The organism is Streptomyces sp. ACA25, assembly GCF_028200735.1.
Lineage (GTDB): Bacteria > Actinomycetota > Actinomycetes > Streptomycetales > Streptomycetaceae > Streptomyces.
Map to the genome: position 1 here is coordinate 157,639 of NZ_JAQKPV010000010.1, position 25,198 is coordinate 182,836.

General features: G+C 71.1%; 21 protein-coding genes. 10 read left to right on the forward strand and 11 right to left on the reverse strand.

The features are described 5' to 3' along the window. Positions 1–28: 28 nt before the first annotated feature. The 10 genes from PJ985_RS16950 to PJ985_RS16995 all read right to left on the reverse strand — a co-directional run bounded on the left by PJ985_RS16950 (position 29) and on the right by PJ985_RS16995 (position 11,957). Positions 29–880, reverse strand: a complete 852-nt coding sequence (locus PJ985_RS16950; protein ID WP_271684630.1) for a CDP-alcohol phosphatidyltransferase family protein — start codon at positions 878–880, stop codon at positions 29–31. After that, on the reverse strand, positions 867–1,514 hold the full coding sequence (locus PJ985_RS16955) for a phosphatidylserine decarboxylase (protein WP_271684631.1): 648 nt from the start codon (positions 1,512–1,514) through the stop codon (positions 867–869). Before PJ985_RS16955 ends, PJ985_RS16950 begins: the two co-directional genes overlap by 14 nt. Before the next feature lie 165 nt (positions 1,515–1,679). Beyond that, positions 1,680–2,891, reverse strand: coding sequence for an acyl-CoA dehydrogenase family protein (locus tag PJ985_RS16960; protein WP_271684632.1), 1,212 nt, complete (start codon positions 2,889–2,891; stop codon positions 1,680–1,682). Between the two features lies 1 nt (position 2,892). Continuing rightward, positions 2,893–3,405, reverse strand: a complete 513-nt coding sequence (locus tag PJ985_RS16965; protein ID WP_271684633.1) for a MaoC family dehydratase — start codon at positions 3,403–3,405, stop codon at positions 2,893–2,895. 74 nt (positions 3,406–3,479) lie between these two features. Next, a complete protein-coding gene (locus PJ985_RS16970; RefSeq protein WP_271684634.1) occupies positions 3,480–4,466 on the reverse strand; it encodes an HpcH/HpaI aldolase/citrate lyase family protein in 987 nt (328 codons plus the stop codon). Continuing rightward, positions 4,463–6,475, reverse strand: a complete 2,013-nt coding sequence (locus PJ985_RS16975) for a protein meaA (RefSeq protein WP_271684635.1) — start codon at positions 6,473–6,475, stop codon at positions 4,463–4,465. Before PJ985_RS16975 ends, PJ985_RS16970 begins: the two co-directional genes overlap by 4 nt. An 8-nt stretch (positions 6,476–6,483) precedes the next feature. Next, positions 6,484–7,821 (reverse strand): crotonyl-CoA carboxylase/reductase, encoded by a 1,338-nt coding sequence (ccrA, locus tag PJ985_RS16980; RefSeq protein ID WP_271684636.1) that lies wholly within the window; start codon positions 7,819–7,821, stop codon positions 6,484–6,486. Positions 7,822–8,184: 363 nt separating this feature from the next. Beyond that, entirely contained in the window at positions 8,185–8,949 is a 765-nt protein-coding gene (locus PJ985_RS16985) for a TetR family transcriptional regulator (protein ID WP_271684637.1), read from the reverse strand. Positions 8,950–8,977: 28 nt separating this feature from the next. Continuing rightward, entirely contained in the window at positions 8,978–10,780 is a 1,803-nt protein-coding gene (locus PJ985_RS16990) for a 3-hydroxyacyl-CoA dehydrogenase family protein (protein ID WP_271684638.1), read from the reverse strand. 343 nt (positions 10,781–11,123) lie between these two features. After that, complete coding sequence (locus PJ985_RS16995) at positions 11,124–11,957, reverse strand: methyltransferase domain-containing protein (RefSeq protein ID WP_271684639.1); 834 nt, start codon at positions 11,955–11,957, stop codon at positions 11,124–11,126. A gap of 109 nt (positions 11,958–12,066) precedes the next feature. Between PJ985_RS16995 and pdxR the strand changes: the two genes are divergently transcribed. After that, positions 12,067–13,533 (forward strand): MocR-like pyridoxine biosynthesis transcription factor PdxR, encoded by a 1,467-nt coding sequence (gene pdxR, locus PJ985_RS17000; protein WP_271684669.1) that lies wholly within the window; start codon positions 12,067–12,069, stop codon positions 13,531–13,533. A gap of 42 nt (positions 13,534–13,575) precedes the next feature. Here pdxR and PJ985_RS17005 read toward each other — a convergent pair whose 3' ends face one another. Further along, positions 13,576–14,607: an Rv2578c family radical SAM protein gene (locus PJ985_RS17005; RefSeq protein WP_271684640.1), complete on the reverse strand. Its 1,032-nt coding sequence runs from the start codon at positions 14,605–14,607 to the stop codon at positions 13,576–13,578. Positions 14,608–14,736: 129 nt separating this feature from the next. On the opposite strand from PJ985_RS17005, the gene PJ985_RS17010 reads away from it, so the two are divergent. The 9 genes from PJ985_RS17010 (at position 14,737) to PJ985_RS17050 (ending at position 25,184) form a co-directional block, all read left to right on the forward strand. Further along, positions 14,737–15,183, forward strand: coding sequence for an SRPBCC family protein (locus PJ985_RS17010; RefSeq protein ID WP_271684641.1), 447 nt, complete (start codon positions 14,737–14,739; stop codon positions 15,181–15,183). Positions 15,184–15,412: 229 nt separating this feature from the next. Continuing rightward, on the forward strand, positions 15,413–16,072 hold the full coding sequence (locus PJ985_RS17015; protein ID WP_271684642.1) for a PAS domain-containing protein: 660 nt from the start codon (positions 15,413–15,415) through the stop codon (positions 16,070–16,072). A gap of 87 nt (positions 16,073–16,159) precedes the next feature. After that, complete coding sequence (locus PJ985_RS17020; protein WP_271684643.1) at positions 16,160–16,993, forward strand: M55 family metallopeptidase; 834 nt, start codon at positions 16,160–16,162, stop codon at positions 16,991–16,993. Further along, entirely contained in the window at positions 16,986–18,365 is a 1,380-nt protein-coding gene (locus tag PJ985_RS17025; RefSeq protein WP_271684644.1) for a M20/M25/M40 family metallo-hydrolase, read from the forward strand. Before PJ985_RS17020 ends, PJ985_RS17025 begins: the two co-directional genes overlap by 8 nt. Positions 18,366–18,461: 96 nt before the next feature. After that, positions 18,462–20,456 (forward strand): S9 family peptidase, encoded by a 1,995-nt coding sequence (locus PJ985_RS17030; RefSeq protein WP_271684645.1) that lies wholly within the window; start codon positions 18,462–18,464, stop codon positions 20,454–20,456. Further along, the gene (locus tag PJ985_RS17035) at positions 20,453–21,412 is read left to right on the forward strand and encodes a S66 peptidase family protein (protein ID WP_271684646.1); all 960 of its coding nucleotides are present in this window, start codon (positions 20,453–20,455) and stop codon (positions 21,410–21,412) included. The genes PJ985_RS17030 and PJ985_RS17035 overlap by 4 nt, the downstream gene beginning before the upstream one ends. A 221-nt stretch (positions 21,413–21,633) precedes the next feature. Next, positions 21,634–22,059 (forward strand): CBS domain-containing protein, encoded by a 426-nt coding sequence (locus PJ985_RS17040; protein WP_271684647.1) that lies wholly within the window; start codon positions 21,634–21,636, stop codon positions 22,057–22,059. Positions 22,060–22,362: 303 nt separating this feature from the next. Further along, a complete protein-coding gene (locus PJ985_RS17045) occupies positions 22,363–23,361 on the forward strand; it encodes a LacI family DNA-binding transcriptional regulator (RefSeq protein WP_271684648.1) in 999 nt (332 codons plus the stop codon). A gap of 146 nt (positions 23,362–23,507) precedes the next feature. Then, entirely contained in the window at positions 23,508–25,184 is a 1,677-nt protein-coding gene (locus PJ985_RS17050) for an ABC transporter substrate-binding protein (RefSeq protein ID WP_271684649.1), read from the forward strand. The last annotated feature ends 14 nt before the right edge of the window (positions 25,185–25,198 follow it).

The following is a 25,198-nucleotide window of genomic DNA, read 5'->3' on the forward strand; positions in this document are numbered from 1 at the left end:
GCACGCGGCAGAGCGGGCGCGTCCGCGGTTACAGCTGGGCGGCTGTGGCGCGGGCCTCGCGGCGATGGTCACGGAAGGCGTGCACCCGGCGTGCGGTCGCGAACAGCGGGATCACCGCGCCGAGCACGACCTGCATGGAGCAGCCCGTCTGGAGCATCAGCTCGCCGCCGGGGGCGTCGAACGCCCAGGCGGTGAGCATTCCCATGCCGAGCACGATCCAGCCGAGCATGGCGGCCGCGAGGATGCCCCGCGGCTTGGGGTACTCCACCCGGCTCACCATCAGCCAGGCGACGCCCAGGATGGCCAGCAGGGTGGGCACGAACGGCAGCTCGAGCAGCACGATGGAGACCACGGTGAGTGCCCCGAAAGGGCTCGGCATGCCCTGGAAGATGCCGTCGGGCACCGTCACGCACGAGAACCGGGCAAGCCGCAGCACCACCGCCAGCAGAACCACGATGGCGGCCAGCGCGGAGAGCGGTTCGTGCACGTCGCCGACGACCATCCCCCAGACGAGGACGAAGTACGCGGGTGCCAGCCCGAAGCTGATCAGGTCCGAGAGGTTGTCCAGCTCCGCTCCCATGGGCGAGCTGCGGAGCTTGCGCGCCACCAGCCCGTCGCACAGGTCGAAGACCGAGGCGAGGAGCATGAGCAGGACGGCGGTGGCGGCGTTGTTCCGGACCACCCCGACGTCCCCGCTGCCCGTCAGATGCGGGATGAGGACCCCGGTGGTGGTGAAGTACACCGCGAGGAATCCGCAGGTGGCGTTGCCCAGGGTGAGGGCGTCAGCTATCGAGAGCCGCAGGGACAGCGGCATCTCGTCCTCGTCCTCCTCGACCTCCCGGACCCAGGGGGTCCGGGTGTCGCGGTCAATCACGGTCAAGGCGGGTCACCCCCGCGGTGGTGACCTGACCGACCCGGACATCCGGTTCGATGCCCTGGGGAAGGTACAGGTCCACGCGGGAGCCGAAACGGATCAGGCCGATCCGCTCACCCTGCTCGACCTTGCAGCCCTGCGGCACGTAAGGGACGATCCGCCGGGCCACCGCGCCGGCGATCTGGATCATCTCGAAGTCGCCGAGCTCGCTGTCGAAACGCCACACCACCCGCTCGTTGTGCTCGCTCTCCTTGTTGAACGCCGGCACGTAGCCGCCGGGGATGTGCTCGACCGAGGCCACCGTGCCCGCGACCGGTGCGCGGTTGACGTGCACGTTGAGCGGACTCATGAAGATGGCCACCCGGGTGCGCCCGTCCTCCCACGGCATGATGCTCTGCACCACGCCGTCCGCCGGGGAGATCACCCGGCCCTGGCCGAGCTCCCGCTCCGGATCACGGAAGAACCACAGCATGCCCGCGGCGAGAGCGGTCGTGGGCACGGCGGCGGCGGCCCACCGTGGGGAACGGCGGGCCTTCGCGAGGCTGACGGCGGCGGCGGTCACGGTCGGAAGCAGCCATGGCGACGCTCCGCGCGCGAGACGGACTCGGCCGCGGGGTACGGGAGAGGAGCGGTGGGGCATGGAAGACCTTCGTAGCAGAGGAAGCCGCGCCTTGCGAAGCGGTGCGGCCTACCGGGAATGCTATCGGTTGCGGGCGGTAACTCGGCAAGCCAGCAGGCCGTTCCCGGACACAACTCCGGTCCAGCCGTGACCTGCCTGTCATCGAACACCCCCCGGACGGCGGTGTCAGCCCTGGTTGCGGTACTCCTCGAGCAGCCGGCGACCGATGATCATCTTCTGGATCTCCGCCGTGCCCTCCCCGATCAGCAGCATCGGGGCCTCCCGGTAGAGCCGCTCGATCTCGTACTCCTTCGAGAAACCGTATCCTCCGTGGATCCGGAAGGAGTCCTCGACGACCTCCTTGCAGTACTCCGAAGCCAGGTATTTCGCCATCCCGGCCTCCAGGTCGTTGCGCTGGCCGGAGTCCTTCTTGCGGGCGGCTCCCACCATCAGGGCGTGCGCGGCCTCGACCTTGGTGGCCATGTCCGCCAGCTTGAACTGGATCGCCTGGTGCTGCGCGATCGGCTTGCCGAAGGTCTCCCGCTGCTGGGCGTAGTCGATGCCGAGCTCGAACGCCCGCTGGGCGACCCCGCAGCCCCGGGCGGCGACGTTGACCCGGCCCACCTCGACGCCGTCCATCATCTGGTAGAAGCCGCGGCCGGTCTTCCCGCCGAGCACCCGGTCGGCCGGAAGCCGCAGGCCGTCCATGATCATTTCAGTGGTGTCGACGCCCTTGTAGCCCATCTTCTCGATCTTGCCCGGGATGGTGAGTCCCGGCCTGACCTCGCCGAAGCCCGGCTCCTTCTCGATCAGGAAGGTCGTCATCGACTTGTGCGGCGCGGTGCCCTCCGGCTGCCCCTCGTCCGTCCGGCAGAGGACGGCGACCAGCGTGGACGAGCCGCCGTTGGTCAGCCACATCTTCTGGCCGGTGAGCAGGTAGTCACCGGTGGCGGGGTCGAGCACGCCCTTGGAGGAGATGGCCGAGACGTCCGAGCCGAGCGCCGGCTCCGACATGGAGAAGGCGCCGCGCACCTCGCCGGTGGCCATCTTGGGGAGGAAGTGGTCCCGCTGCTCCTGGGTGCCGTGCTGCTGGAGCAGGTACGCCACGATGAAGTGGGTGTTGATGATGCCCGAGACGCTCATCCAGCCGCGCGCGATCTCCTCCACACACAGGGCGTAGGTGAGCAGCGACTCCCCGAGGCCGCCGTACTCCTCCGGGATCATCAGCCCGAAAACGCCGAGATCCTTGAGCCCGGCGACGATCTCGCTGGGGTACTCGTCCCGGTGCTCCAGCTCGGTCGCGACCGGGATGATCTCTTTGTCGACGAAACTCCGTACGGTGCTGAGGATCTCCTGCTGGACATCCGTCAGTCCCTCGGTCTGTGCGAGACGGCCCATCTCAACTCTCCTTCTGGCGGAGTTCCGGGCGGCCGGGCTGCTCACCGCCACGCTCTGCGATGTAGGTGGCGTTCGGCACCATCACCTTGCGCCGGAAGACGCACACCAGGGTGCCGTCCTGCTTGTAGCCCTTGGTCTCGACGTGGACGATGCCGCGGTCGTTCTTCGACCGGGACGGTGTCTTGTCCAGGACGGTCGTCTCGCCGTAGACCGTGTCACCGTGGAAGGTCGGTGCCACGTGCCGCAGCGACTCGACCTCCAGGTTCGCGATGGCCTTGCCGGAGACGTCCGGCACGGACATGCCCAGCAGGAGGGAGTAGATGTAGTTGCCGACCACCACGTTCCTGCCGAAGTCCGTGGTCTGCTCCGCGTAGTGCGCGTCCATGTGCAGCGGGTGGTGGTTCATGGTGAGAAGGCAGAAGAGATGGTCGTCGTACTCGGTGACCGTCTTGCCGGGCCAGTGCCGGTAGACATCTCCGACGGTGAACTCTTCAAAAGTGCGGCCGAATTGCACGATGCGGCTCCGGGATGAGGGCGGATGGGGGGAGAGCGGCGCGAGCGGCGGCCGGTGACGGCCGCCGCGCCCGGTCAGCTGGTGGGTGGCTCGAACTTCGAGGTCCGGCGCAGCCCGGCGGCCCGGCCCTTGCCCGCCATGACCAGAGCCATCTTGCGGCTGGCCTCGTCGATCATCTCGTCGCCGATCATCGCGGAGCCCTTCGCACCGCCCTCGGCAGAGGTGAACCAGTCGTAGGCGTCCAGGATGAGCTCGGCGTGGTCGTAGTCCTCCTGGGTGGGGGAGAAGATCTCGTTCGAGGCGTCCACCTGGCCGGGGTGCAGCACCCACTTGCCGTCGAAACCCAGTGCGGCGGCCCGCCGTGCCACCTCGCGGTAGCCGTCCACGTCGCGGATCTGCAGGTAGGGGCCGTCGATGGCCTGCAGGTCGTTGGCCCGGGCCGCCATCAGGATCCGCATCAGGATGTAGTGGTAGGCGTCCGCGGGGTAGCCCGGCGGCTGCTCGCCGACCACCAGCGACTTCATGTTGATGGAGGCCATGAAGTCGGCCGGCCCGAAGATGATGGTCTCCAGCCGCGGCGAGGCCGCCGCGATGTCGTCGACGTTGACCAGGCCCTTGGCGTTCTCGATCTGCGCCTCGATGCCGATCCGGCCCACCTCGAAGCCCATGGTCTTCTCGATCTGGGTGAGCAGCAGGTCCAGCGCGACGACCTGCTGGGCATCCTGCACCTTCGGCAGCATGAGGCAGTCGAGGTTGGGGCCGGCGCCCTCCACCACGGTGACCACGTCGCGGTAGGTCCAGTGGGTGGTCCAGTCGTTCACCCGCACGACCCGGGTCTTGCCGGTCCAGTCGCCCTTGTTCAGCGCGTCGACGATGGTGTGCCGTGCGCCCTCCTTGGCCAGCGGGGCGCAGGCGTCCTCCAGATCGAGGAACACCTGGTCCGCGGGCAGTCCCTGGGCCTTCTCCAGGAAGCGGGGGTTGCTGCCGGGCACCGCGAGACAGGAACGGCGCGGACGCAGCCGGTCGGTACCGGCGGGGGCCCCGGTGGGAAGGGCGGTCATGGGGAAACCTCCAGAGGGTCGAGCTTGTTCGCGAGACGGATCTCGTCGACGATACGGCTGATGATCCCGGTGATTCCGAAGTCCTTGGGCGTGAACACGGCCGCCACACCCGCGGCGCGCAACGCCTCGGCGTCGGCGGCGGGGATGATGCCGCCGACGATGACGGTCATGTCGCCCGCCCCGGCCGCGCGCAGCCGGTCCAGGACGTCGGGGACCAGTGCTGCGTGCGAACCGGAGAGGATGGACAGCCCCACGCAATGCACGTCCTCGGCGACGGCCGCCGCGACGATCTGCTCCGGGGTGAGCCGGATGCCCTGGTAGATCACCTCGAAGCCGGCGTCCCGGGCCCGGACGGCGATCTGCTCGGCGCCGTTGCTGTGCCCGTCCAGTCCCGGCTTGCCGACGAGCAGTCGGAGCTTCCCGCAGCCGAGCTCCTCGGCGGTGGCGGCGACCTTGCGGTGGACCACGGCGAGTGGGGACCCCTCCTCGGCGCTGACGGCGACCGGCGCGCTGCTCACCCCGGTGGGGGCACGGAACTCGCCGAACACCTCGCGGAGCGCCCAGGACCACTCGCCGGTGGTGACCCCGGCACGTGCGCACTCCAGGGTGGCCGGCATGAGGTTGCCGGTGCCCGCAGCGGTCCGCTTGAGTTCGCCCAGCGCCCGGTGCACGCGGGCGTCGTCCCGTTCGTCCCGCCACTGGCCCAGGGCCTGCACGACCCGGGCCTCGTTCTCGGGATCCACCGTCATGATGGCGGTGTCGAGGTCGGCGGTGAGCGGGCTGGGTTCGGTGGTCTCGTAGCAGTTGACCCCGACGATCTTCTCCCGGCCGGACTCGATCGCGGCCCGTCGCTCTGCGTGCGCGGCGACCAGTTGCGACTTCAGGTAGCCGGACTCGACGGCGGCCATGGCGCCGCCCATCTCCTCGATCCGTGCCATCTCGGTCAGGGACTCCTCGACGAGGGAGGCGACCTTGGTATCGATGACATGGCTGCCGGCGAAGATGTCCTCGTACTCCAGCAGGTCGCTCTCCAGCGCGAGGACTTGCTGGATGCGCAGGGACCACTGCTGGTCGAACGGCCGGGGCAGGCCCAGCGCCTCGTTCCAGGCGGGGAGCTGCACCGCGCGGGCCCGGGCGTCCTTGGAGAGGGTGACGGCCAGCATCTCCAGCACGATCCGCTGGATGTTGTTCTCCGGCTGCGCCTCGGTGAGACCGAGCGAGTTGACCTGCACGCCGTACCGGAAACGCCGCTGCTTGGGGTTCTCGATGCCGTAGCGCTCGCGGGTGACCTGGTCCCAGAGGCGGGTGAAGGCCCGCATCTTGCACATTTCCTCGACGAAGCGGACGCCGGCGTTGACGAAGAAGGAGATGCGGGCGACGACGTCGCCCATCCGCTCCTGGGGCACCTGACCGGAGTCCCGGACGGCGTCCAGCACGGCGACCGCGGTGGCCATCGCGTAGGCGATCTCCTGTACCGGGGTGGCCCCCGCCTCCTGCAGGTGGTAGCTGCAGATGTTGATCGGGTTCCACTTGGGCATGTGGTTCACCGTGTAGGCGATCATGTCCGTGGTGAGCCGGAGGGACGGGCCGGGCGGGAAGACGTGCGTTCCCCGGGACAGGTACTCCTTGACGATGTCGTTCTGCGTCGTGCCCTGGAGCCCGGCGGGGTCGGCGCCCTGTTCCTCGGCGACCACCTGGTACAGCGCGAGCAGCCACATGGCGGTGGCGTTGATGGTCATCGAGGTGTTCATCCGCTCCAGCGGAATGTCCCTCAGCAGCCGTTCCATGTCACCGAGATGCGCCACCGGAACCCCGACCCGCCCCACCTCCCCGCGGGCGAGGATGTGGTCGGGGTCGTAGCCCGTCTGGGTCGGCAGGTCGAACGCGACCGACAGGCCGGTCTGGCCCTTGGAGAGGTTGCGCCGGTAGAGCTCGTTGGACGCTTCGGCGCTGGAGTGCCCGGCGTAGGTCCGCATCAGCCACGGACGGTCCTTCTGGCGATGGGTCATGAGGGGCCTCAGACGTTCCGGAAGCGGTTGATGGCGTCCAAGTGCTGCTCGCGCATCCCGGGGTCGCGCACACCCATTCCCTCCTGCGGAGCAAGGGCGAGCACGCCCACCTTCCCCTGGTGCAGGTTGCGGTGCACGTCGAAGGCCGCCTGCCCGGTCTCCTCCAGGGAGTAGGTCTTCGACAGGGTCGGGTGGATCTTGCCCTTGGCGATCAGCCGGTTGGCCTCCCACGCCTCGCGGTAGTTCGCGAAGTGCGAGCCGACGATCTTCTTCAGGCTCATCCACAGGTACCGGTTGTCGTAGCTGTGCATGTAGCCGGAGGTCGACGCGCAGGTGACGATGGTGCCGCCCTTGCGGGTGACGTAGACGCTGGCGCCGAAGGTCTCCTGGCCGGGGTGCTCGAAGACGATGTCCACGTCCTCGCCGCCGGTCAGCTCCCGGATCTTCTTGCCGAACCGCTTCCACTCGCGGGGGTCCTGGGTGTGCTCGTCCTTCCAGAACCGGTACCCCTCCGCGTTGCGGTCGATGATCGCCTCCGCCCCCATGCGGCGACAGATCTCGGCCTTCTTGTCGCTGGAGACCACGCAGATCGGGTTGGCCCCGCCGGCGAGCGCGAACTGGGTGGCGTAGGAGCCGAGGCCGCCGCTGGCCCCCCAGATCAGCACGTTGTCGCCCTGCTTCATGCCGGCGCCGTTGCGCGAGACGAGCTGCCGGTAGGCGGTGGAGTTCACCAGGCCGGGCGCCGCGGCCTCCTCCCAGGACAGGTGCCGGGGCTTGGGCATGAGCTGGTTGGTCTTGACCAGGGCGATCTCGGCGAGGCCGCCGAAGTTGGTCTCGAAGCCCCAGATCCGCTGTTCCGGGTCGAGCATCGTGTCGTTGTGCCCGTCGGCAGACTCCAGCTCCACGGAAAGGCAGTGCGCGACGACCTCGTCGCCGGGCTGCCAGGCGTTGACGCCCTCCCCGGTGCGCAGCACCACGCCGGACAGGTCGGACCCGATGACGTGGTAGGGAAGGTCGTGCCGCTTGGTCAGCGGGGAGAGCCTGCCGTAGCGCTCGAGAAAACTGAAGGTGGACACGGGCTCGAAGATCGAGGTCCACACGGAGTTGTAGTTCACCGAGCTGGCCATGACGGCGACCAGTGCCTCACCGGGGCCGAGCCGGGGCACCGGGACCTCGTCCAGGTGCAGGGACTTGCGCGGGTCCTTGTCGCGGCTGGGAACCCCCGCGAACATCTCGGCCTCGTCCTTGTGCACGGTGATGGCGCGGTAGGACTCGGGCACGGGCAGGGCGGCGAAGTCCTCCGCCGTGGTGTCCGACGCGGTGATGGCGTCCAGGATGTCCTTCACGATGGTGCCTCCGGAAGAGCGCGTCCGTCGGGACGCATATGGGGACGACAGGTTGTTCCACTTGCTGCTGTGCCGTCGGTCCGGCGGCGGTTCCGGCTGGTGCGCGGTGGCGCGGGCCTGTGACGCAGGCATCCGAGGCACCCGGTGGTTCGGTGGGACAGTGCCCGGACACTCAACACGCTATGGCACGGCGTGCCAGGTGGCAAGACACTCAGTGCCAACAATTTCGCTCACCTGACATCAGGGGGCCACGCATGAGCGACACGGGGGTCCGGCGGCTGGGTGCGGCCGGGTATACGCGATCGGCCGCGGAGACCCCCTCGGGAGGTCTCCGCGGCCGTGGTCCGCGGCCGTGGCCGGGCGTCAGCGCCTGCCGAGCGCCTGTTCGATCGTGCGCATGACTTCGGGGAGCGGCGCGTCGGTGCGCGACACCGTCACCAGCACCTCGTTGCCGGCGGAGGCCACCGCAGCAGGCGCCTTCCCGCCGATCTGCGGGAGCGAGCCGAAGGTGCGCCGGACGATGGCGAAGGCGCGGTCCAGTTCGGCCTCCACATCACCCTGCCCGCCACGCCGCAGCCATCGCCGCAGCACGTGGTTGTGCGCGGTCACCACCGCCGACGCGGCCACCTCGGCGAGCAGCGGCTCGTCGATGTTCCCGTTGCTGTCCTCCGGGGCCGTCTCGTCGAAATGGCCCAGCAGGTAGCGGGTGAACAGCCGCTCGTAGCGCGCCACCGAGGCGATCTCCCGCTCCCGGAGCGCGGGGACCTCCCGGGTGAGCTGGTAGCGCTCCACGGACACGGCCGGGGAGGCCGCGTACATGCGCATGACCTCCTTGATGCCGTGGCACACCGTGTCGATCGGGTTCTCGTGCGGCGGCGCGGCGTCGAGCACGGCCTTGGCCCGCACCAGGGTGTCGTCGTGGTCCGGGAAGATCGCCTCCTCCTTCGAGCGGAAGTGCCGGAAGAAGGTGCGCCGGGCCACCCCCGCCGCGGCGGCGATCTCGTCCACCGTGGTCGCCGCGTACCCCTTGGTGGCGAACAGTTCCAGCGCGGCCGTCGCCAGCTCGCGGCGGACCTTCAGCCGCTGGGAGGAGGGCTGCGGACGGGCGGACTTCACGGGCTGGGCCATGAGGTGAACGTACTGTATTCACCCGCCCTCATGCGCGGTTGTACTCACGGAAGCCCCGCCCGGTCTTGCGGCCCAGGCAGCCTGCCTCGACCAGTTGCCGCAGCAGGGGCGCCGGAGCCAGCGAGGGGTCGCGGAACTCGCGGTGCAGCACGTCCTCGATGGCCAGCGAGACGTCCAGCCCCACGACGTCCAGGAGCTCGAACGGCCCCATCGGGTAGCCACCGCCGAGCTTCATCGCGGTGTCGATGTCGTCCGGCGTCGCGTAGTGCTCCTGCACCATCTTGACCGCATTGTTGAGGTAGGGGAACAGCAGCGCATTGACGATGAAACCCGCCCGGTCACCGCAGTCCACCGGATGCTTGCGGATGGCGGCGCAGACGGCGTGGACGGTGGCGTGCGCCTCCTCGCCGGTGAGGACGGTGCGCACGACCTCGACCAGCTTCATGGCCGGGGCCGGGTTGAAGAAGTGCATTCCGATGACGTCCTGCGGGCGGGAGGTGGCCTTGGCGCAGGCGATCACCGGCAGCGAGGAGGTCGTGGTCGCCAGCACCGCACCGGGCTTGCAGACCGAGTCCAGCTTGGCGAACAGCTCCTGCTTGACCGCCAGGTCCTCGGCCACCGCCTCGACCGCCAGGTCCACCTCGGCGAAGGAGTCGAGGGTGCCGGCCGGGACGATCCTGGCCAGCGTGGCGTCCCGGTCCTCCGCGGACATCCGGCCGCGGTCGACGGAGCGCTTCAGCGACTTGGCGACCCGGTCGCGGGCGGTCCGGGCTTTCTCCTCGCTCCGGGCGGCAAGGATCACGGAATGGCCGGCCTTCGCGAACACCTCGGCGATGCCGGAGGCCATGGTGCCGGAGCCCGCGACACCGACGGAGGAGACCGGGCGGGGCTCGGCCCGGCCCTCGCCGGCGGCCGGGGTGAGCTCGTCCGGAACGACGGTCGCGTCCTCCGCAGCGGTGGTGCCGGCGTAGGTGTAGAAGCCGCGGCCCGCCTTGCGGCCGGTCATGCCCGCCTCGCTGAGCTGCTTGAGGATCGGGGCCGGGGCGTGCAGGCGGTCCTGGGAGCGCTCGTACATGGCGTCCAGCACGGTCCGGGCAGTGTCGATGCCGATCAGGTCGAGCAGCGCCAGCGGGCCCATCGGCAGACCGCAGCCCAGCCGCATCGCGGCGTCGATGTCCTCCCTGGTGGCGTACCGCGCCTCGTACATGGCAGCGGCCTGGTTCAGGTAGCCGAACAGCAGCCCGTCGGCCACGAAACCCGGCCGGTCCCCGATGCTCAGCGGCTCCTTGCCGAGGTCCCGGGCCAGGCCGGTGACGGCGGTGACGACGTCCGGAGAGGTCAGCACCGAGGACACGACCTCGACCAGCCTCATCACCGGCACCGGGTGGAAGAAGTGCAGGCCCACCACCCGCTGGGGGTGGGCGGTCTCCGCGGCGAGCTTGGTCACCGGCAGCGCGTTGGTACCGGTGGCGACCACGGTGTCCGGCTTGACGATGCCGTCGAGCGCGGTCAGGACCTCGAGCTTGAGCGCGTAGTCCTCGGGCACCACCTCGATGACCAGGTCGGCCCCCGCGGCCGCCTGCAGTTCGGTGGCGGTGCGGAAACGGCTCAGTGCGTCCTGCCGCTGCTGCGCGGTCAGCTTCCGGCGGTCCACCGCACGGGAGGTGGCGGCCTCGAGGGCGGCGACGGCGCGCCGGGCCGCGGCCGCGTCGTTGTCGATGCCGATGACTTCGCGGCCGGAACGGAGAAGGACTTCGGCGATACCGGTGCCCATGGTGCCCAGGCCGATCACGGCGACTGTGGGCAGAGCGGGGAAGACGGGACGGTCCATCACGGGACTCCAAGAGGTGACGTGGGAGGAGAACCGCGCGCAGGCGCGGCGAAGGTGTTACGGGCCCGCCGCGGACCCTGTCCCGGGGGTCCCGCGCGGTACTGCGGCGAATGCCGGACCGAACTGTGTACTCCTGACGGCTGCGTCACCAAACCGCCTGAGCGTGGTATCGCTCTGATGAGCAGAGTACTCGGCGCCGGGTCCGCCGACCACCCCCGGCGCCCGCCCGGATCTGTGGCTCCCGCCACAGATCCGGGCGACCTGTGGCTCCCGCCACGTTCCCTGCCCCACAGCCCCGGCGGTGGGGCAGGGCGGTGCGGGCGGATACGGCAGCAGGGGCAGGTCATGACCCCCGCGGGACCCCGGCCGGACCCACGGCGAGGGCCTTGAAGAAGGTGTAGTGGAAAGTGCCGCCGTCCTCCATGGTCCGGCGCAGGTCGGCGACTCCCCGCGCCCAGTCGGCCGCCGTCGTCAGGCCGTCGGCCAGCGCCTTCTCCCGGACGGATTCCACCATGGCGACGAAGGTGTCGCGGGTGAAGCCCTCCCTCATGGCGGGCCGGGAGCCGTCGGCACAGATGGTCCGCGGCCGGACCACGACCTCCCGGAAGCCGGCGCCGGTCAGCAGCGGCTGCAGTTGCCGGCCGATCAGCGCGTTGCCGCCCGCGGCGGACTGCAACCGGACCAGGTGGTCGATCACCGCTCGTGCGGGAGCGCTTCCGGGGTGGAAGACCGCCGTCCCGTGGTCCCCTTCGATCACGGTGAGGGTACCGCCCGGCCGCAGCAGGCGGCGGAGGCAGGTCACCGCACGGAGCGGGTCCCGCAGGTGTTCCAGCACGAAGCAGACAAACACGTGGTCGAACGAGGCGTCGGGGAAGGGCAGATCGAAGAGGTCCGCGCGGCACCATTCGACCCGTGCCCCGGGGCACTGCTCCCGTACCCGGGCCTGAGCCAGCGCAAGGGAGGCGGCGGAGATGTCGGCCGCCACCAGCTCCGCCCCCGGGCTGTGGGTGAGCAGATGCACCGTCTGCGCGCCGACCCCGCAGCCGACCTCCAGCACGCGGCTGCCGGCCGGGTAGGCCGTGCCGTCGTGGAGCAGTCCGGCCAGCGTGTCGGCCTGCTCACGCAGCCGGTGGGCCTCGTCGGGGGAGTAGCCGTGGACGTACCCGGCCGTGGTCACGGGGCACCCCCGTTCGTCCGGGGCGGCCGTGGTGCTGAAAAAACCTTCGGTTCGCTTTTCATGGCCTCACTCTGGCGCGCAGAATGGTCCGGTGAACAGGTCCAAAGAGATGCTCTCCAGTAGGTCCAGTACCTACGGATCGGATTTCCTGCAGCTGAACACCGAGGAAGCACCGGCCGGCGGTCTGGCCGACTGGCTGACCGGACAGCTGCGGCTCGCCGTGGCGGACGGCCGGCTGCCCGTCGGAAGCCGGCTGCCCGCGACCAGGTCACTGGCGACCGACCTGCGGGTGTCCCGGGGGGTGGTCACCGAGGCCTACCAGCGCTTGATCGAGGACGGGCACGCAGCCGGGCGGGGCCGGGCCGGAACCATCGTGGTGGCCGCGCCCGTGGTGGCGGCGCCGCTGCCGGACCGGTCCGGACCCGGTGCGCCACCGGCCGCTCCGTTCTCCACGGCACCCGGCGTTGACGTCTTCGACGCGCTGCGGGCGGTGCCGGCCCGGATCGACTTCTCGCCCGGGCTGCCCGACCTGGCCGCGTTTCCACGGGCCGCCTGGCTGCGCGCGGAACGGGCGGTGCTCCATGAGCTCACGCACGCCGACCTCGGTTACGGGGACCCGCGGGGGACGCGGGCGCTGCGCGAGGCGGTGGTGAACTGGCTGGCCCGCAACCGCGGGATCCGGGCCCACCCGGACGAGGTGCTCGTCGTGGCGGGGGTCGCCCAGGCACTCGGCCTGCTCGCCCAGACGCTCCGCCCCCACGGGATCGACGAGGTGGCGCTCGAGGACCCGGGATCACTCGGTGTGCGACAGCACCTGAACCACTGGCAGATGGAGACTCCCGCTGTCCCGGTCGACTCGCAGGGCATCCGGGTCGACGCACTGCGCGCCACGGGTGCGGCGGCGGTCCTGCTGACCCCGGCGCACCAGTTTCCGACCGGAGTGGTGCTCGGCGGCGGAAGGCGCCGAGCCCTGATGCGGTGGGCCGAGGAGGGCGGCCTGATCATTGAGGACGACTACGACGCCGAGCACCGCTACGACCGCCCGCCGGTGCCCGCCCTGCGGTCGATGCACCCCGAGCGGGTCTGTTACGCGGGGAGTGTCTCGAAGCTCCTCGCCCCGGCTCTGCGGGTGGGATGGGTCCTGGCACCGCCGGAGTACCGGGACGCCATGGTGGCCGCCAAGCGGTACGCCGACCTGGGCAACCCCGTGCTGCCGCAGTTGGTGCTGGCCCGGCTGATGGAGTCGGGTGAGCTGGAGCGCAGGCTCCGTCTCCTCCGCCGGCGGCACCGCCGTCGCCGCGATGTGATGACCGAGGCGCTCGCGAAGCACCTCCCGGGCGTGCGGGTCCACGGGGCTGCGGCGGGCCTCCATTTGATGATCACCTTTGAGGAAGGTTTCTCCGACACCGGCCTTGCGGCCGAGGCGCTCACCCGCGGAGTGAAGGTGCATCCGCTGTCCTGGCACAGTGTGCGTCCGCGCGGGCCGGGTCTGGTGCTCGGGTACGCGGCGAGCCCTCCGGCGGCCATCACCGAGGGGGTGGCGACGCTCGGCCGCGTCCTGCGGCGGCTGTCGTGATCCGGTCCGCTCCCCGGGCCGGCCCGGTCGGGGGCCGGAGCGTCACAGGAGGGTGAGCTGGGTGGCTTCCGGGTCCGGGGGCGCCGGGCCGGAGGGCGGGACCGGCAGGGCGCGGGCGGCGCCGGGGCGGGAGGGGCCGATGCCGTACTCGGTGGCCAGCTCGTGGATCTGGCCGGTGATCCGGCGCTGGTACCACTTCGGAGCGTAGGGGCCGTCCGCGTACAGCCCTTCGTAGGGGCGCACCAGGTGGGGGTGGTGCTCGGCCAGCCACCGCAGGTACCACTCGCGGGCGCCGGGCCGCAGGTGCAGGGCGAGCGGGGTGACGGAGGTCGCCCCGGCCGCGGCGATGGCGCGGACCGTGGTGCGCAGCTCACCGGGGGAGTCGCCGAGAAAGGGGATCACCGGAGCCATGAGCACCCCGCACGGAATGCCCTGCCGGGTGAGGGTGCGCACCACGTCCAGCCGGCGTTCGGGAGCCGGCGTGCCCGGCTCCACCGTGCGCCAGAGCTCCCGGTCGGTGAATCCGACGGAGACGGACACCCCGACCTCGGTGCGCCGGGCGGCCTCGCGCAGCAGGTCCAGGTCGCGCAGGATCAGGGTGCCCTTGGTGAGGACGGAGAACGGATTGGCGTGGTCCCGCAGCGCGCTGAGGATGCCGGGCATCAGACGGTAGCGGCCCTCGGCCCGCTGGTAGCAGTCGACATTGGTGCCCATCGCGATGTGGTCACCCTGCCAGCGCCGGGATGCCAGTTCGGTGCGGAGCAGCCCGGGGGCGTTGACCTTGACGACGATCTGGGAGTCGAAGCCGGCGCCGGTGTCGAGGTCGAGGTAGCTGTGGGTCTTCCGGGCGAAGCAGTAGACGCAGGCGTGACTGCAGCCGCGGTAAGGGTTCACCGTCCATTCGAACGGCATGCGGGAGGCGCCCGGGACGCGGTTGAGGAGGGAGCGGGCCCGCACCTCGTGGAAGGTGATGCCGTGGAACTCAGGGGTGTCGATGGTGCGGGTGACGACATCGGAACCGAAGAGAGCGGGGGCGGCGGCCCGGTCTTCGTCGCTCAGATTGTTCCAGCGCATGGGGCCTCCTTGCATGGTCCTTATAAATAGAACACATGTTCCCGTGTGGTCCTGTCAAGTCCGATTTGGCCGCCGTGCGGCCGGGTGATTGGCTGACTCCCAAGTCCGCACAAGCGCAGGAGGATTGCCATGGCGCAGGTCGAGGCCACCACGCACCGGGACATCGCGGCGAAGCCCGATGACGTGTTCGACGCCCTTGCCGACTACCAGGACATCCACCGCAAGATCCTTCCCGAGCAGTTCACCGCGTACGAGGTACGGGAGGGCGGCGACGGCGAGGGCACCGTGGTGCACCTGAAGCTTCAGGCCACATCCAAGCGGGTGCGCGAATGCCTGCTGGATGTCACCGAGCCCGACGAGACCACCCTGGTGGAGACCGACCGCAACTCGACGCTGGTGACCACCTGGACAATCGTGCCCGGCCAGGAGGAAGGCAGCAGCCGGGTCACTGTCCGCACTGTGTGGCAGGGCGCGGGCGGTATCGGCGGCATCTTCGAGCGGATCTTCGCCCCTCGGGCGCTGGCCGGTATCTACGACACGATTCTGGCCAACCTCGCCACCGAGATGGAGAAGTAGACCTGACGCTTTTCGGACGGCGGCCGGCCCTGCGGGGGTGGCCGCCGTCCGCTGTGGCAGGGCAGCCGGAAGGGCCCCCGCCCCGTTCCGGACCCGGCGCGGGTGGTCGTCCGGAGGTCACGGTGCGGCGGAAGAGCGCGGGCGCACCACCTTCCCGACCGTGCTCCCCCGCATTCGGGTCCCGGGCGCGTACGGTGGAAGCGCTCCCTCGCCCGGGAAGGAGAAACACGTGGCCCCGGACCTCGAACTCCCGCACGGTGACCGTACGTTCCCGGTCGCGGGGACACCCCTACGGATACCGCTGGCCGCTGTGCCGGTGGACGGACGGGGGCTGATCACGCATTGGAGCGCCGGTGCACGCCTGCTGTTCGGCCGCAGTCGGGAGGAGATGGTGGACCGGCCGGCCGCCGACATCCTTCCGGTGTCCGGCGTGCTTGACGGAGTTGGCGCAGGGGAGCAGGCGGGGGCCGCCTACCACCACCTTCCCGGCACCGGCGGGCCGGCCTGTCCCACCGCGGGGCGCTTCCGTACCTCGGGGCCGGACGGCGGCCGGCGGGACGTGCTGTGGTGGGCCTACCCGATGGACGGTCACGGCCCGGTGTGCCTGCTCGTCCTGGCAGCCGACCGGGACGAATTGCCGCCGGCGTTCATGGGAAGAGACCGGCAGGGGGTCGCCGCCGGCTTCGCTCCCCCGGCCTGCCTCCCGGCTGCCGGGCGGCAGCGGGCCGCCGGCCTCCTGCGGATCATGCCGGGCATGCGCCCGGGGGAGCGGGAGCAGCTCGCCTCCCGGGTCATCGAGTGCGGCCGCCCTGTACTGGAGTGCGGCGGGCAGCAGTTTCCGGTGATCGCCGGCCCGCAGGCGAAACCGCCCCGGCAGCGGTGGCCGTAGACCGCGCGGGTGCCTTCACAGGTCGCACCGGTGCAGGAGCCCCGTCGGTCTTTCACCCCGTGCGGGGAGCGCGTAGCGTGACCCGCCATGAAGCTTCTGATCAGCGCGGACATGGAGGGGGCCACCGGGGTGACCTGGCCCGCCGACTGTCTGCCGGGCAGGCCCGAGTGGGAGCGCTGCCGGCCCTTGTTCACCTCCGATGTGAACGCCGTCATTGCCGGCTTCTTCGACGCGGGAGCGGACGAGGTGCTGGTCAACGAGGCTCACATGACGATGCGCAACCTGCTGCTGGAGCGTCTCGACGAGCGGGCGCAACTGCTCACCGGGCGGCACAAGGAGCTCGGCATGGTGGAGGGCGTGCAGCACCGGGACGTGGACGGCATCGCCTTCGTCGGCTATCACACCGGTGCCGGTGAGGAGGGCGTGCTCGCCCACACCTACCTGGGGAACTCGGTCACCGGCGTCTTCGTGGACGGAGTACGGGCCGGTGAAGGGCTGCTGAACGCCCTCGTCGTCGCCGAGTACGGCACACCCGTGATTCTCGTGACCGGCGACGACCGCACCTGCCGGGACGCCGCCGGCTACGCCCCCGCCGCCAGGACCGTGGCCGTCAAGGACTACGTGTCGCGGTACGCCGCCGTCTGCCGCACCCCGGCCCGCACCGCAGCCGACCTGCGGGCCGCCGCGGCCGGGGCGGCCCGCCTGGCCGTACGGCATCCACCGGCCGCTCCCCGGCCGCGGACCGTGGAGGTCGAGTTCGACGCCGAGCACCTGGCCGGTGCGGCCACCCTGGTGCCCGGTGTGGAGCGCACCGCGGAGCGCCGGGTAAGTTACACCGCTTCCGACATGTACGAAGGGATCCGCTGCTTCAAGGCGGTCACGACACTCGTCTCCGCCGCAGTGGAGGAACACTATGGCTGACACCGACGGCCCGGCCGGCTCCTTCGGCTCCGGGCACCACATCGACGACAAGACGCTGGCCGAGGCCGTCCAGTTCACCTCCGAGCTCATCCGCATCGACACCACCAACCACGGCCAGGGCGACGGGGTGGAGCGCCCGGCCGCCGAGTACGTCGCCGAACGGCTGGCGGAGGCCGGCCTGGAGCCCGCCCTGCTGGAGAAGGCCCCGGACCGCACCAACGTGGTGGCCCGGATCGAGGGCACCGACCCGTCCGCCGATGCCCTGCTGGTGCACGGCCACCTCGACGTCGTACCCGCCGAGCCGGCGGACTGGACGGTGCATCCGTTCTCCGGGGAGATCCGGGACGGCGTCGTCTGGGGGCGCGGGGCGATCGACATGAAGAACGCCGACGCCATGGTGCTTGCCGTCGTGCGCGCCTGGGCCCGGGCCGGTGTCCGGCCGCGCCGCGACATCGTGCTGGCCTTCACCGCGGACGAGGAGGACAGCGCCGCGTACGGCTCCGGCTTCCTCACCGAGGAGCACCCCGGGCTGTTCGAGGGCTGCACCGAGGGAATCAGCGAGTCCGGTGCCTTCACCTTCCACCCCGGCGACGGCAGAAGAATCTATCCCCTCGCCGCGGGGGAGCGGGGCACCGGCTGGCTGCGGCTCAGCGCGCGGGGCGTCGCCGGCCATGGCTCCAAGGTCAACCGCGCCAATGCCGTCAGCCGGCTGGCCGCCGCCGTCACCCGCATCGGGGAGCACCGCTGGCCGGTGCGGCTCACCCCCACCGTGCGCGCCGCCCTGACCGAGCTGGCCGCCCTCTACGCCCTGGAGCTCCCGGATTTCGACACGGCGGACGAGGACCGGCTGGCCCGCGAGGTGGACCTTCTGCTGGAGCGGCTCGGCCCGGCCGCCGCCCTGGTCGAGCCCACCGTCCGCAACAGCACCAACCCCACGATGCTGGAGGGCGGCTACAAGGTGAACGTCATCCCCGGCAGGGCAGCGGCCGGCATCGACGGGCGGATGGTCCCGGGGGCCGAGGAGGAGTTCACCGAGACCCTGGACCGGCTCACCGGCCCGGAGGTGGACTGGGAGTTCCAGCACCGGGAAAGGGCCCTCCAGGCGCCGGTGGACTCCGCGACCTACGCCGTCCTGCGGGAGGCGCTGGAGCATCACGACCCCGGCGCCCACGTCGTCCCGTACTGCATGTCCGGCGGAACCGACGCCAAGCAGTTCTCCCGCCTCGGCATCCTCGGCTACGGCTTCACGCCGCTGCGGCTTCCCGAGGGGTTCGACTACCAGGCTCTGTTCCACGGCGTGGACGAGCGCGTCCCCGTCGAGGCCCTGCACTTCGGCACCCGGGTGCTGGACCGCGCGCTGCTCAGCCTCTGACATCCCGCCCGGGGCAGCCGTGTCCCGGCAGCCACCCGGCGTGGCTGCCGGACCGGCCGGTGCCGGGAGACCGCCCGACTCAGGAGATCAGCACCCATGGCGCTCACCCCGGCCCCTTACGGCAGCTGGCCGTCACCCCTGGACCCCGCACGCGTCGCCGAGCACGCCGGGGGCCCCGAGTACCTCGGTGCCGTCGGTGAGGAGCTCTGGTGGACCGCTTCCCGGCCCGCGGAAGAGGGCCGCCGTGCCCTGCTGCGGCTGCGTCCGGGTGCGTCCCGGCCGGAATCGGTGCTGCCCCCGCCGTGGAACGTCCGCAACCGGGTGCTGGAGTACGGCGGCCTGCCGTGGGCGGGCGCTCCCCGCTCCTCCGGTGGTCCACTGCTGGTCTTCACCCACTTCGCGGACCAGCGGCTGTACCGCTTCGCACCCGACGGCCCGGAGGAGCCGGCGCCGCTGACCCCGGAGCCGGCGATCCCCCACGGGCTGCGCTGGGCGGACCCCGTGGTGCACGCCGAACGCGGTGAGGTCTGGTGCGTGCTGGAGGAGTTCACCGGCCCGCACCCCACCGACGTGCGGCGGGTGCCGGTCGCGGTGCCCCTGGACGGCTCGGCCGCCGGCGACCGGGCGGCCGTGCGCGAGCTCGGCGACGACCGGCACCGCTTCGTCACCGGGCCCCGGCTGTCCCCGGACGGCGGACAGGCGGTCTGGCTCGCCTGGGACCATCCGCGGATGCCCTGGGACGGCACCGAGCTGAAGATCGCGGAGGTCTCCGCGGCGGGCCGCTTCACCGGCGTCCGTACCCTGGCCGGCGGACCGGGGGAAGCCGTGGCACAGGTGGAGTGGGCGGCTGACGGCAGCCTGCTGGCCGTCACCGACCGGACCGGCTGGTGGAACCTGCACCGCGTCGATCCCGTCACCGGGTCGGCGGTCAACCTCTGCCCCCGGAAGGAGGAGTTCGCCGGGGCGCTGTGGAAGATCGGCATGCGCTGGTTCGCGCCGCTCGCGGACTCCCTGATCGCCGTCCTGCACGGTCGCGGGGAGCTGCGGCTGGGCATCCTGGATCCGGTCACCGGCGAGCTCACCGACGCCCCGGGCCCGTGGACCGAGTGGGCCCCCGCCCTGGCCGTCCGGGGCACCCGGGTCACCGGCGCGGCAGCGAGCCCGTCCCGCTTCCGGGAGGTGGTGCAGCTCGACACCCGCACCGGCCACGTCCTGGTGGCCGCCGAGGAGCACCGGGACGTCGTCGATCCGGCGTATCTCCCGCGCCCCGCGGCCCGGACCTTCACCGGACCGGACGGCCGGGACATCCACGCCGCCGTGTACCCGCCCCGCCACCCGGAGCGCACCGCCCCGCCCGGCGAACTCCCCCCGTACGTGGTGTGGGCCCACGGCGGTCCGACCGGCCGGGCGCCCCAGGTCCTCGACCTGCAGATCGCCTTCTTCACCTCACGGGGCATCGGGGTCGTCCAGGTCGACTACGGCGGCTCCACCGGCTACGGCCGGGAGTACCGCGAACGGCTGCGCGAGCAGTGGGGCATCGTCGATGTCGAGGACTGCGCCGCCGTCGCCCGGGCCCTCGCGGACGAGGGCACCGCCGATCCCGGCCGGCTCGCTGTCCGCGGCGGCAGCGCGGGAGGCTGGACCACCGCGGCGTCCCTGACCTCGCCCGCCACCGCCGGGCTGTACGCCTGCGGCACCATCGCGTACCCGGTGCTGGACCTGGCCGGCTGGAGCGACGGCGGCACCCACGACTTCGAGTCCCGGTACCTGGACTCCCTCATCGGCCCGCCGGCGGAGGTGCCCCGCCGCTACCGGGAGCGGTCCCCGCTCTACCGGGCGCACTCGCTCAGCACCCCGTTCGTGCTCCTCCAGGGCCTGGAGGACGCGGTGTGTCCGCCCGCACAGAGCGAGAGCTTCCTGAGAGCGGTCCCTCCGGCGCTGCCGCATGCCTACCTGACGTTCGAGGGCGAGCAGCACGGCTTCCGGAAGGCCACCACCGTCAAGCGGGCGCTGGAAGCCGAACTCTCCCTCTACCTACAGGTCTTCGGTATCGACCGGGACGACGTACCGGAACTGGAGCTGCGCCCATGACCTCCACCGCCCCTGACCCTTCCCCGGGCGTCCGCCCCCTCACCCGGCCGCGACGGCTGCGCCCGGGCGACCGGGCCGTCATCGTCTCGCCGAGCGGCCCGGTGGAGCGGGTGCACCTCGAGGCAGGGGCGGCGATCCTGCGCGAGTGGGGTCTCGATGTCGAGTACGCCCCGCACGTCCTGGCCGTCCACCCCACCCTGGACTATCTGGCCGGTGAGGACGCCGTGCGGGCCCGGGACCTCCAGGACGCCTGGTGCGACCCGTCCGTCGCGGCCGTCATCTGTTCCCGCGGCGGTTACGGTGCCCAGCGGATGACCGGGCTGCTGGACTGGGAGGCCATGCGGGCGGCCGGGCCGAAGGTCTTCGTCGGCTACAGCGACATCACGGTGCTGCACGAGGCGTTCGCGACCCGGCTGGGGCTGGCCACCGTGCACGGGCCGATGCCCGCCACCCCGGTGTTCGTCAAGGAGACCGCTGCCCTGACCCGGCTGCGCCGCATGCTGCTGGAGCCGGAGACGGTCACCACCCTCACCTCGCCCGGTGCCCGGACCCTGGTTCCCGGCCGCGCCACCGGCGTGACCCTCGGCGGTTGTGTCAGCCTCCTGGCGGGTGACCTGGGCAGCCCGGTCGCCCGACCCTCCGCGGCCGGCGGAATCCTGCTCATCGAGGATGTCGGGGAGGAGGCGTACCGCCTGGACCGCAGCCTCAGCCAGTTGCTGAACGCCGGCTGGCTGGACGGAGTGGCCGGAGTGGCGCTGGGCTCCTGGAAGGACAGCGAGCCCTACGAGGTGGTCCGGGCGGTGGCACTGGACCGGCTCGGCCCGCTCGGGGTGCCCGTCGTCGAGGAGCTGGGCTTCGGCCACGGGCCCGACCCGCTGACCATGCCGCTGGGGATCCGGGCCACGCTCGACGCGGACGCGGCCACCCTGATCTGTGAGGAGCCGGCGCTGCGCTGAGCGCCCGGCGCGGCCGGACCGGGGAAACCCCCGCCCCGCTCGAGTGGGCATCCCTCCCGTAACGGCACTAGCCTGGAAGAACCGTTACGGCCGGGGGCGATTCCGGCGGTCCGGACAGTGCCACGTCCGGCTTCCCGTGATCCGCGCCCCCGCCGGGCGGCCGTCAGTCATGGCAGGACCGTGGCTCCGGCCACGGGGATTCCGGATCGAGGAGGCACTCTATGACCACCGCCCGTGACATCATGCACGAGGGCGCACAATGGATCTCCGCCGACGAGACGCTCGACCGGGCGGCTCAGATGATGCGGCAGTTGGACGTCGGCGCGCTGCCGGTGAGTGACGAGAACGAGCGCATGTGCGGCATCATCACCGACCGTGACATCGTGGTGGGCTGTATCGCGGCCGGTCATGACCCGTCCCAGGTCCGGGCCGGTGAGCTGTGCAAAGGAACCCCGCGCTGGGTCGGCTCCGAGGCGGACATCTCCGAGGTGCTCCAGGAGATGACCACCCACCAGATCCGGCGGCTGCCCGTGATCGACGGGGGCAAGCGGCTGGTCGGCATGATCAGTGAGGCCGATCTGGCCCGGAACCTGCCCGAGGACAAGGTTGCGGGCTTCGTGGAGAAGGTCTACGCCCCGAGTCACTGAGCCCGCGGCGTCCGCACCGCGGCATCACGCCGTGGGCCGGGCACCACCGCCGGTGTCCACCACCTCCCGCGTCCCGCCCGGCCCTCTGCCGGGCGGGACGTTTTGTGCCGTTCGGTGCTCTCCCGTCCCGTCCCGGAACCGGTTCCGTAACGCACCGTCGACATATTTCGACGAGATGTCTTGACGCCGCCCCTCAGGAGGAGTTGACTCCCGCGCACAGTCTCCGGAACCGGTTCCGGAACCGGTATCGGTGCGACGTCGGGAAGACGCGGCGTCGCCTGGAGTATGTGCCCGGGAGGCCTCATGCGCGTCACCATCGCCGACGTAGCCCGTACCGCTGCGGTCAGCAAGACGACCGTCTCGCGGGTGCTCAACGGCAAGGGAGAGGTGGACTCCGGGACCGCCGACCGGGTCCGCCACGTCATCACCGAGCTCGGATACGTGCCCAGCTCACGGGCGGTCAGCCTGGCCCGCGGCAACAGCCGCACCATAGCCGTCCTGGTCCCGTCCCTCACCTGGCCCTGGGTCAGTGAAATGCTCCAGGGCGTCGCGGACACCGTGGAGGCCGCCGGCTTCGGGCTGCTGCTGTTCACCTGCAACCGGGGTGAGGAATCGATGGCCCAGTTCACCAGCCAGGTGTCGGCCCGGGCGTTCGACGGGCTGCTGGCCATCGTGCCCGGGGAGACCCTCGGCGCGATCGAGGCGCTCCACCGCCAGGGGCTGCCGCTCGTTCTCATCGACGACCAGGGGCAGCGTCCGGACTTCCCGGCCGTGGCCACCACGAACGTCGCCGGAGGCGCCGTGGCCGCCCATCACCTGCTGGACTCCGGGCGCCGTACCCCCCTGGTCGTCACCGGCCCGCAGCAGTACGGCTGTGTCCAGGACCGGCTCACCGGCTTCCGTGACGTGCTGCGGGAACGGCAACTGCCCCTTCCGCCCGAGCACGTGGTCGCGAGCGATTTCACCGTCCCGTCAGGAGAGCAGACGGTGCGCCGGGCGCTGGAGTCCGGGCTCCGGTTCGACGCCGTCTTCGCTCTGAACGATCAGACCGCCGTCGGCGCCCTGCGGGCTCTGCGCGCGGCGGGCCGGCGCGTGCCCGACGACGTGGCCCTCGTGGGCTTCGACGACCTGCCCATGGCCAGGACGGTGGATCCCCAGCTCACCACCGTGCGGCAGCCCATGCACGCCATGGGGGAGACTGCGGCAACCATGCTGCTGAACCACTTCGGAGGCACCTCGCTCCAGCCCGAGCCGGTGGTGCTGCCCACCGAGCTCATCGTCCGGGCCTCCGCGCCCGTCTGACGTCCCGCCCGACGGCCCCCACTCCCCGCGCCCGCGGCACGCCCAGTCCCACCCCGCACCGTTCCCACGGCACCCGCTGCCCGGAACGTGCCCCCGCATGCGCACCACCTGTTCGATCCCCCCACCGAGACACCTGGGAGCACCCCATGAGAGTCCGCGCACGAACCGGAAGAACCGCCGCAGCCGCGGCTGCCCTCCTCGCCCTCTCCCTCCTGGCCGCCTGCAGCGCGGCCGGCCCCGAGGGACCGGCCGGTGCCGGAGGCGGCACCGGAGTGCTGCACGTCGGCATGCCCAACGGCCCGCTCGCCGACAACAGCAACCCCTTCCTGGACACCTCGGCCGGTGCCTCTCTCGGCTACCGGTCGATGATCTACGAACCGCTGGCGATGGTGAACAGCGTCCGCCCCGAGCTCGACGACCAGCCCTGGCTCGCCGAGGAATGGGAGTGGTCGGAGGACTTCCGCACCCTCACCCTCACCATCAGGAACGGCCCCGAGTGGTCGGACGGCGAAGAGTTCAGCGCCGCCGACGTCGCCTACACCTTCCAGCTCATCCGGGACACCGACGCGTTCAACGGCCACGCCATCCCGTTCGAGGAAGTGGTCCAGGACGGGAACAGCGTCCGCATCACCTTCGGGGAGCCGCAGTTCGTCAACCAGAACCGCATCCTCGAGACGTACATCGTCCCCGAGCACATCTGGTCCGCGATCGACACTCCGGAGACCTGGGACAACAAGGAGCCCGTCGGCACCGGCCCCTACGAACTGAAGACCTTCACCCCGCAGACCGTGACCCTCACCCGACGGGACAGCTACTGGAAAGGGCTGCCGGAGGTCGAGGAGCTGCGCTACACCTCGTACAACGACAACAACGCGCAGACCACCGCGCTGGCGAAGGGCGAGACCGAGTGGTCGTTCGTCTTCATGCCGGACTACGAGAAGGTCTACGTCGACAAGGACCCGGACCACCACCACCTGTGGTTCCCCTCCGGGCTCGGCATCCACGGGCTGTGGCTCAACACCGAGCGGGCCCCCTTCGACGACCCGGCGCTGCGCCGCGCGATCAGCCACGTGATCGACCGGAAGGCCATCCACGAGCAGGCCCACGCAGGTCTCTACCCGCAGATCGAGAACCCCACCGGTCTGCCGATGCCGGCCGGTGAGGGCTTCCTTGCCCCGGAGTTCGACGGTGAGGAACACACCGTGGACGTGGCCGCGGCTCTGCAGGAGCTCGAGGGCGCCGGATACGACCTGACGGACGGGGTCCTCACCGACCCGGCCGGCGAACCGGTGACCATGACCCTCACCGACCCGGCCGGCTGGTCCGACTACCTCACCGCCCTGTCCATCATCGAGGACGACCTCGGGGAGATCGGCATCGAGGCCCGGGTGCAGACCCAGACCGTCGACAGCTGGCGGAACGCCGTGGACACCGGCGACTTCGACGCCACTCTGCACTGGACGGACACCGGAGCCACCCCTTACGACATGTACCAGCACGTCATGAACGGTGCCCTGTACCGGCCGCTGGGTGAGAGCGCCGGCGGCAACTACGGCCGCTTCCGCAGCGAGGGCGCCGACGAGGCCCTCACCGCGTACGCCGAGGCCGTGGACGACGACACCCGGACCGAGGCCCTGCACGCCCTGCAGCGGATCTTCGTCGAGGAGGTCCCGGTGGTCCCGACCGTCGCCGGACCGATCGGCGCCCAGTACAACACCCGGAACTGGGTGGGCTGGCCGGACGAGGACGACCCCTACGGGCCGCCCCAGCCGACTCAGCGCAACTCCCTGGACATCGTCCTGCGACTGACCGCGGCCGGCTGAGGGAGGAGGACCGA

Excerpts from the sequence above, each read along its gene's own strand:
- PJ985_RS16955 (WP_271684631.1), bottom strand. The coding sequence starts at position 1,514 with ATGCCCCACCGCTCCTCTCCCGTACCCCGCGGCCGAGTCCGTCTCGCG.
- PJ985_RS16960 (WP_271684632.1), bottom strand. The coding sequence starts at position 2,891 with ATGGGCCGTCTCGCACAGACCGAGGGACTGACGGATGTCCAGCAGGAG.
- PJ985_RS16970 (WP_271684634.1), bottom strand. The coding sequence starts at position 4,466 with ATGACCGCCCTTCCCACCGGGGCCCCCGCCGGTACCGACCGGCTGCGT.
- PJ985_RS16975 (WP_271684635.1), bottom strand. The coding sequence starts at position 6,475 with ATGACCCATCGCCAGAAGGACCGTCCGTGGCTGATGCGGACCTACGCC.
- PJ985_RS16985 (WP_271684637.1), bottom strand. The coding sequence starts at position 8,949 with ATGGCCCAGCCCGTGAAGTCCGCCCGTCCGCAGCCCTCCTCCCAGCGG.
- PJ985_RS16990 (WP_271684638.1), bottom strand. The coding sequence starts at position 10,780 with ATGGACCGTCCCGTCTTCCCCGCTCTGCCCACAGTCGCCGTGATCGGC.
- pdxR (WP_271684669.1), top strand. The coding sequence starts at position 12,067 with ATGCTCTCCAGTAGGTCCAGTACCTACGGATCGGATTTCCTGCAGCTG.
- PJ985_RS17005 (WP_271684640.1), bottom strand. The coding sequence starts at position 14,607 with ATGCGCTGGAACAATCTGAGCGACGAAGACCGGGCCGCCGCCCCCGCT.
- PJ985_RS17010 (WP_271684641.1), top strand. The coding sequence starts at position 14,737 with ATGGCGCAGGTCGAGGCCACCACGCACCGGGACATCGCGGCGAAGCCC.
- PJ985_RS17020 (WP_271684643.1), top strand. The coding sequence starts at position 16,160 with ATGAAGCTTCTGATCAGCGCGGACATGGAGGGGGCCACCGGGGTGACC.
- PJ985_RS17025 (WP_271684644.1), top strand. The coding sequence starts at position 16,986 with ATGGCTGACACCGACGGCCCGGCCGGCTCCTTCGGCTCCGGGCACCAC.
- PJ985_RS17030 (WP_271684645.1), top strand. The coding sequence starts at position 18,462 with ATGGCGCTCACCCCGGCCCCTTACGGCAGCTGGCCGTCACCCCTGGAC.
- PJ985_RS17035 (WP_271684646.1), top strand. The coding sequence starts at position 20,453 with ATGACCTCCACCGCCCCTGACCCTTCCCCGGGCGTCCGCCCCCTCACC.
- PJ985_RS17040 (WP_271684647.1), top strand. The coding sequence starts at position 21,634 with ATGACCACCGCCCGTGACATCATGCACGAGGGCGCACAATGGATCTCC.
- PJ985_RS17045 (WP_271684648.1), top strand. The coding sequence starts at position 22,363 with ATGCGCGTCACCATCGCCGACGTAGCCCGTACCGCTGCGGTCAGCAAG.
- PJ985_RS17050 (WP_271684649.1), top strand. The coding sequence starts at position 23,508 with ATGAGAGTCCGCGCACGAACCGGAAGAACCGCCGCAGCCGCGGCTGCC.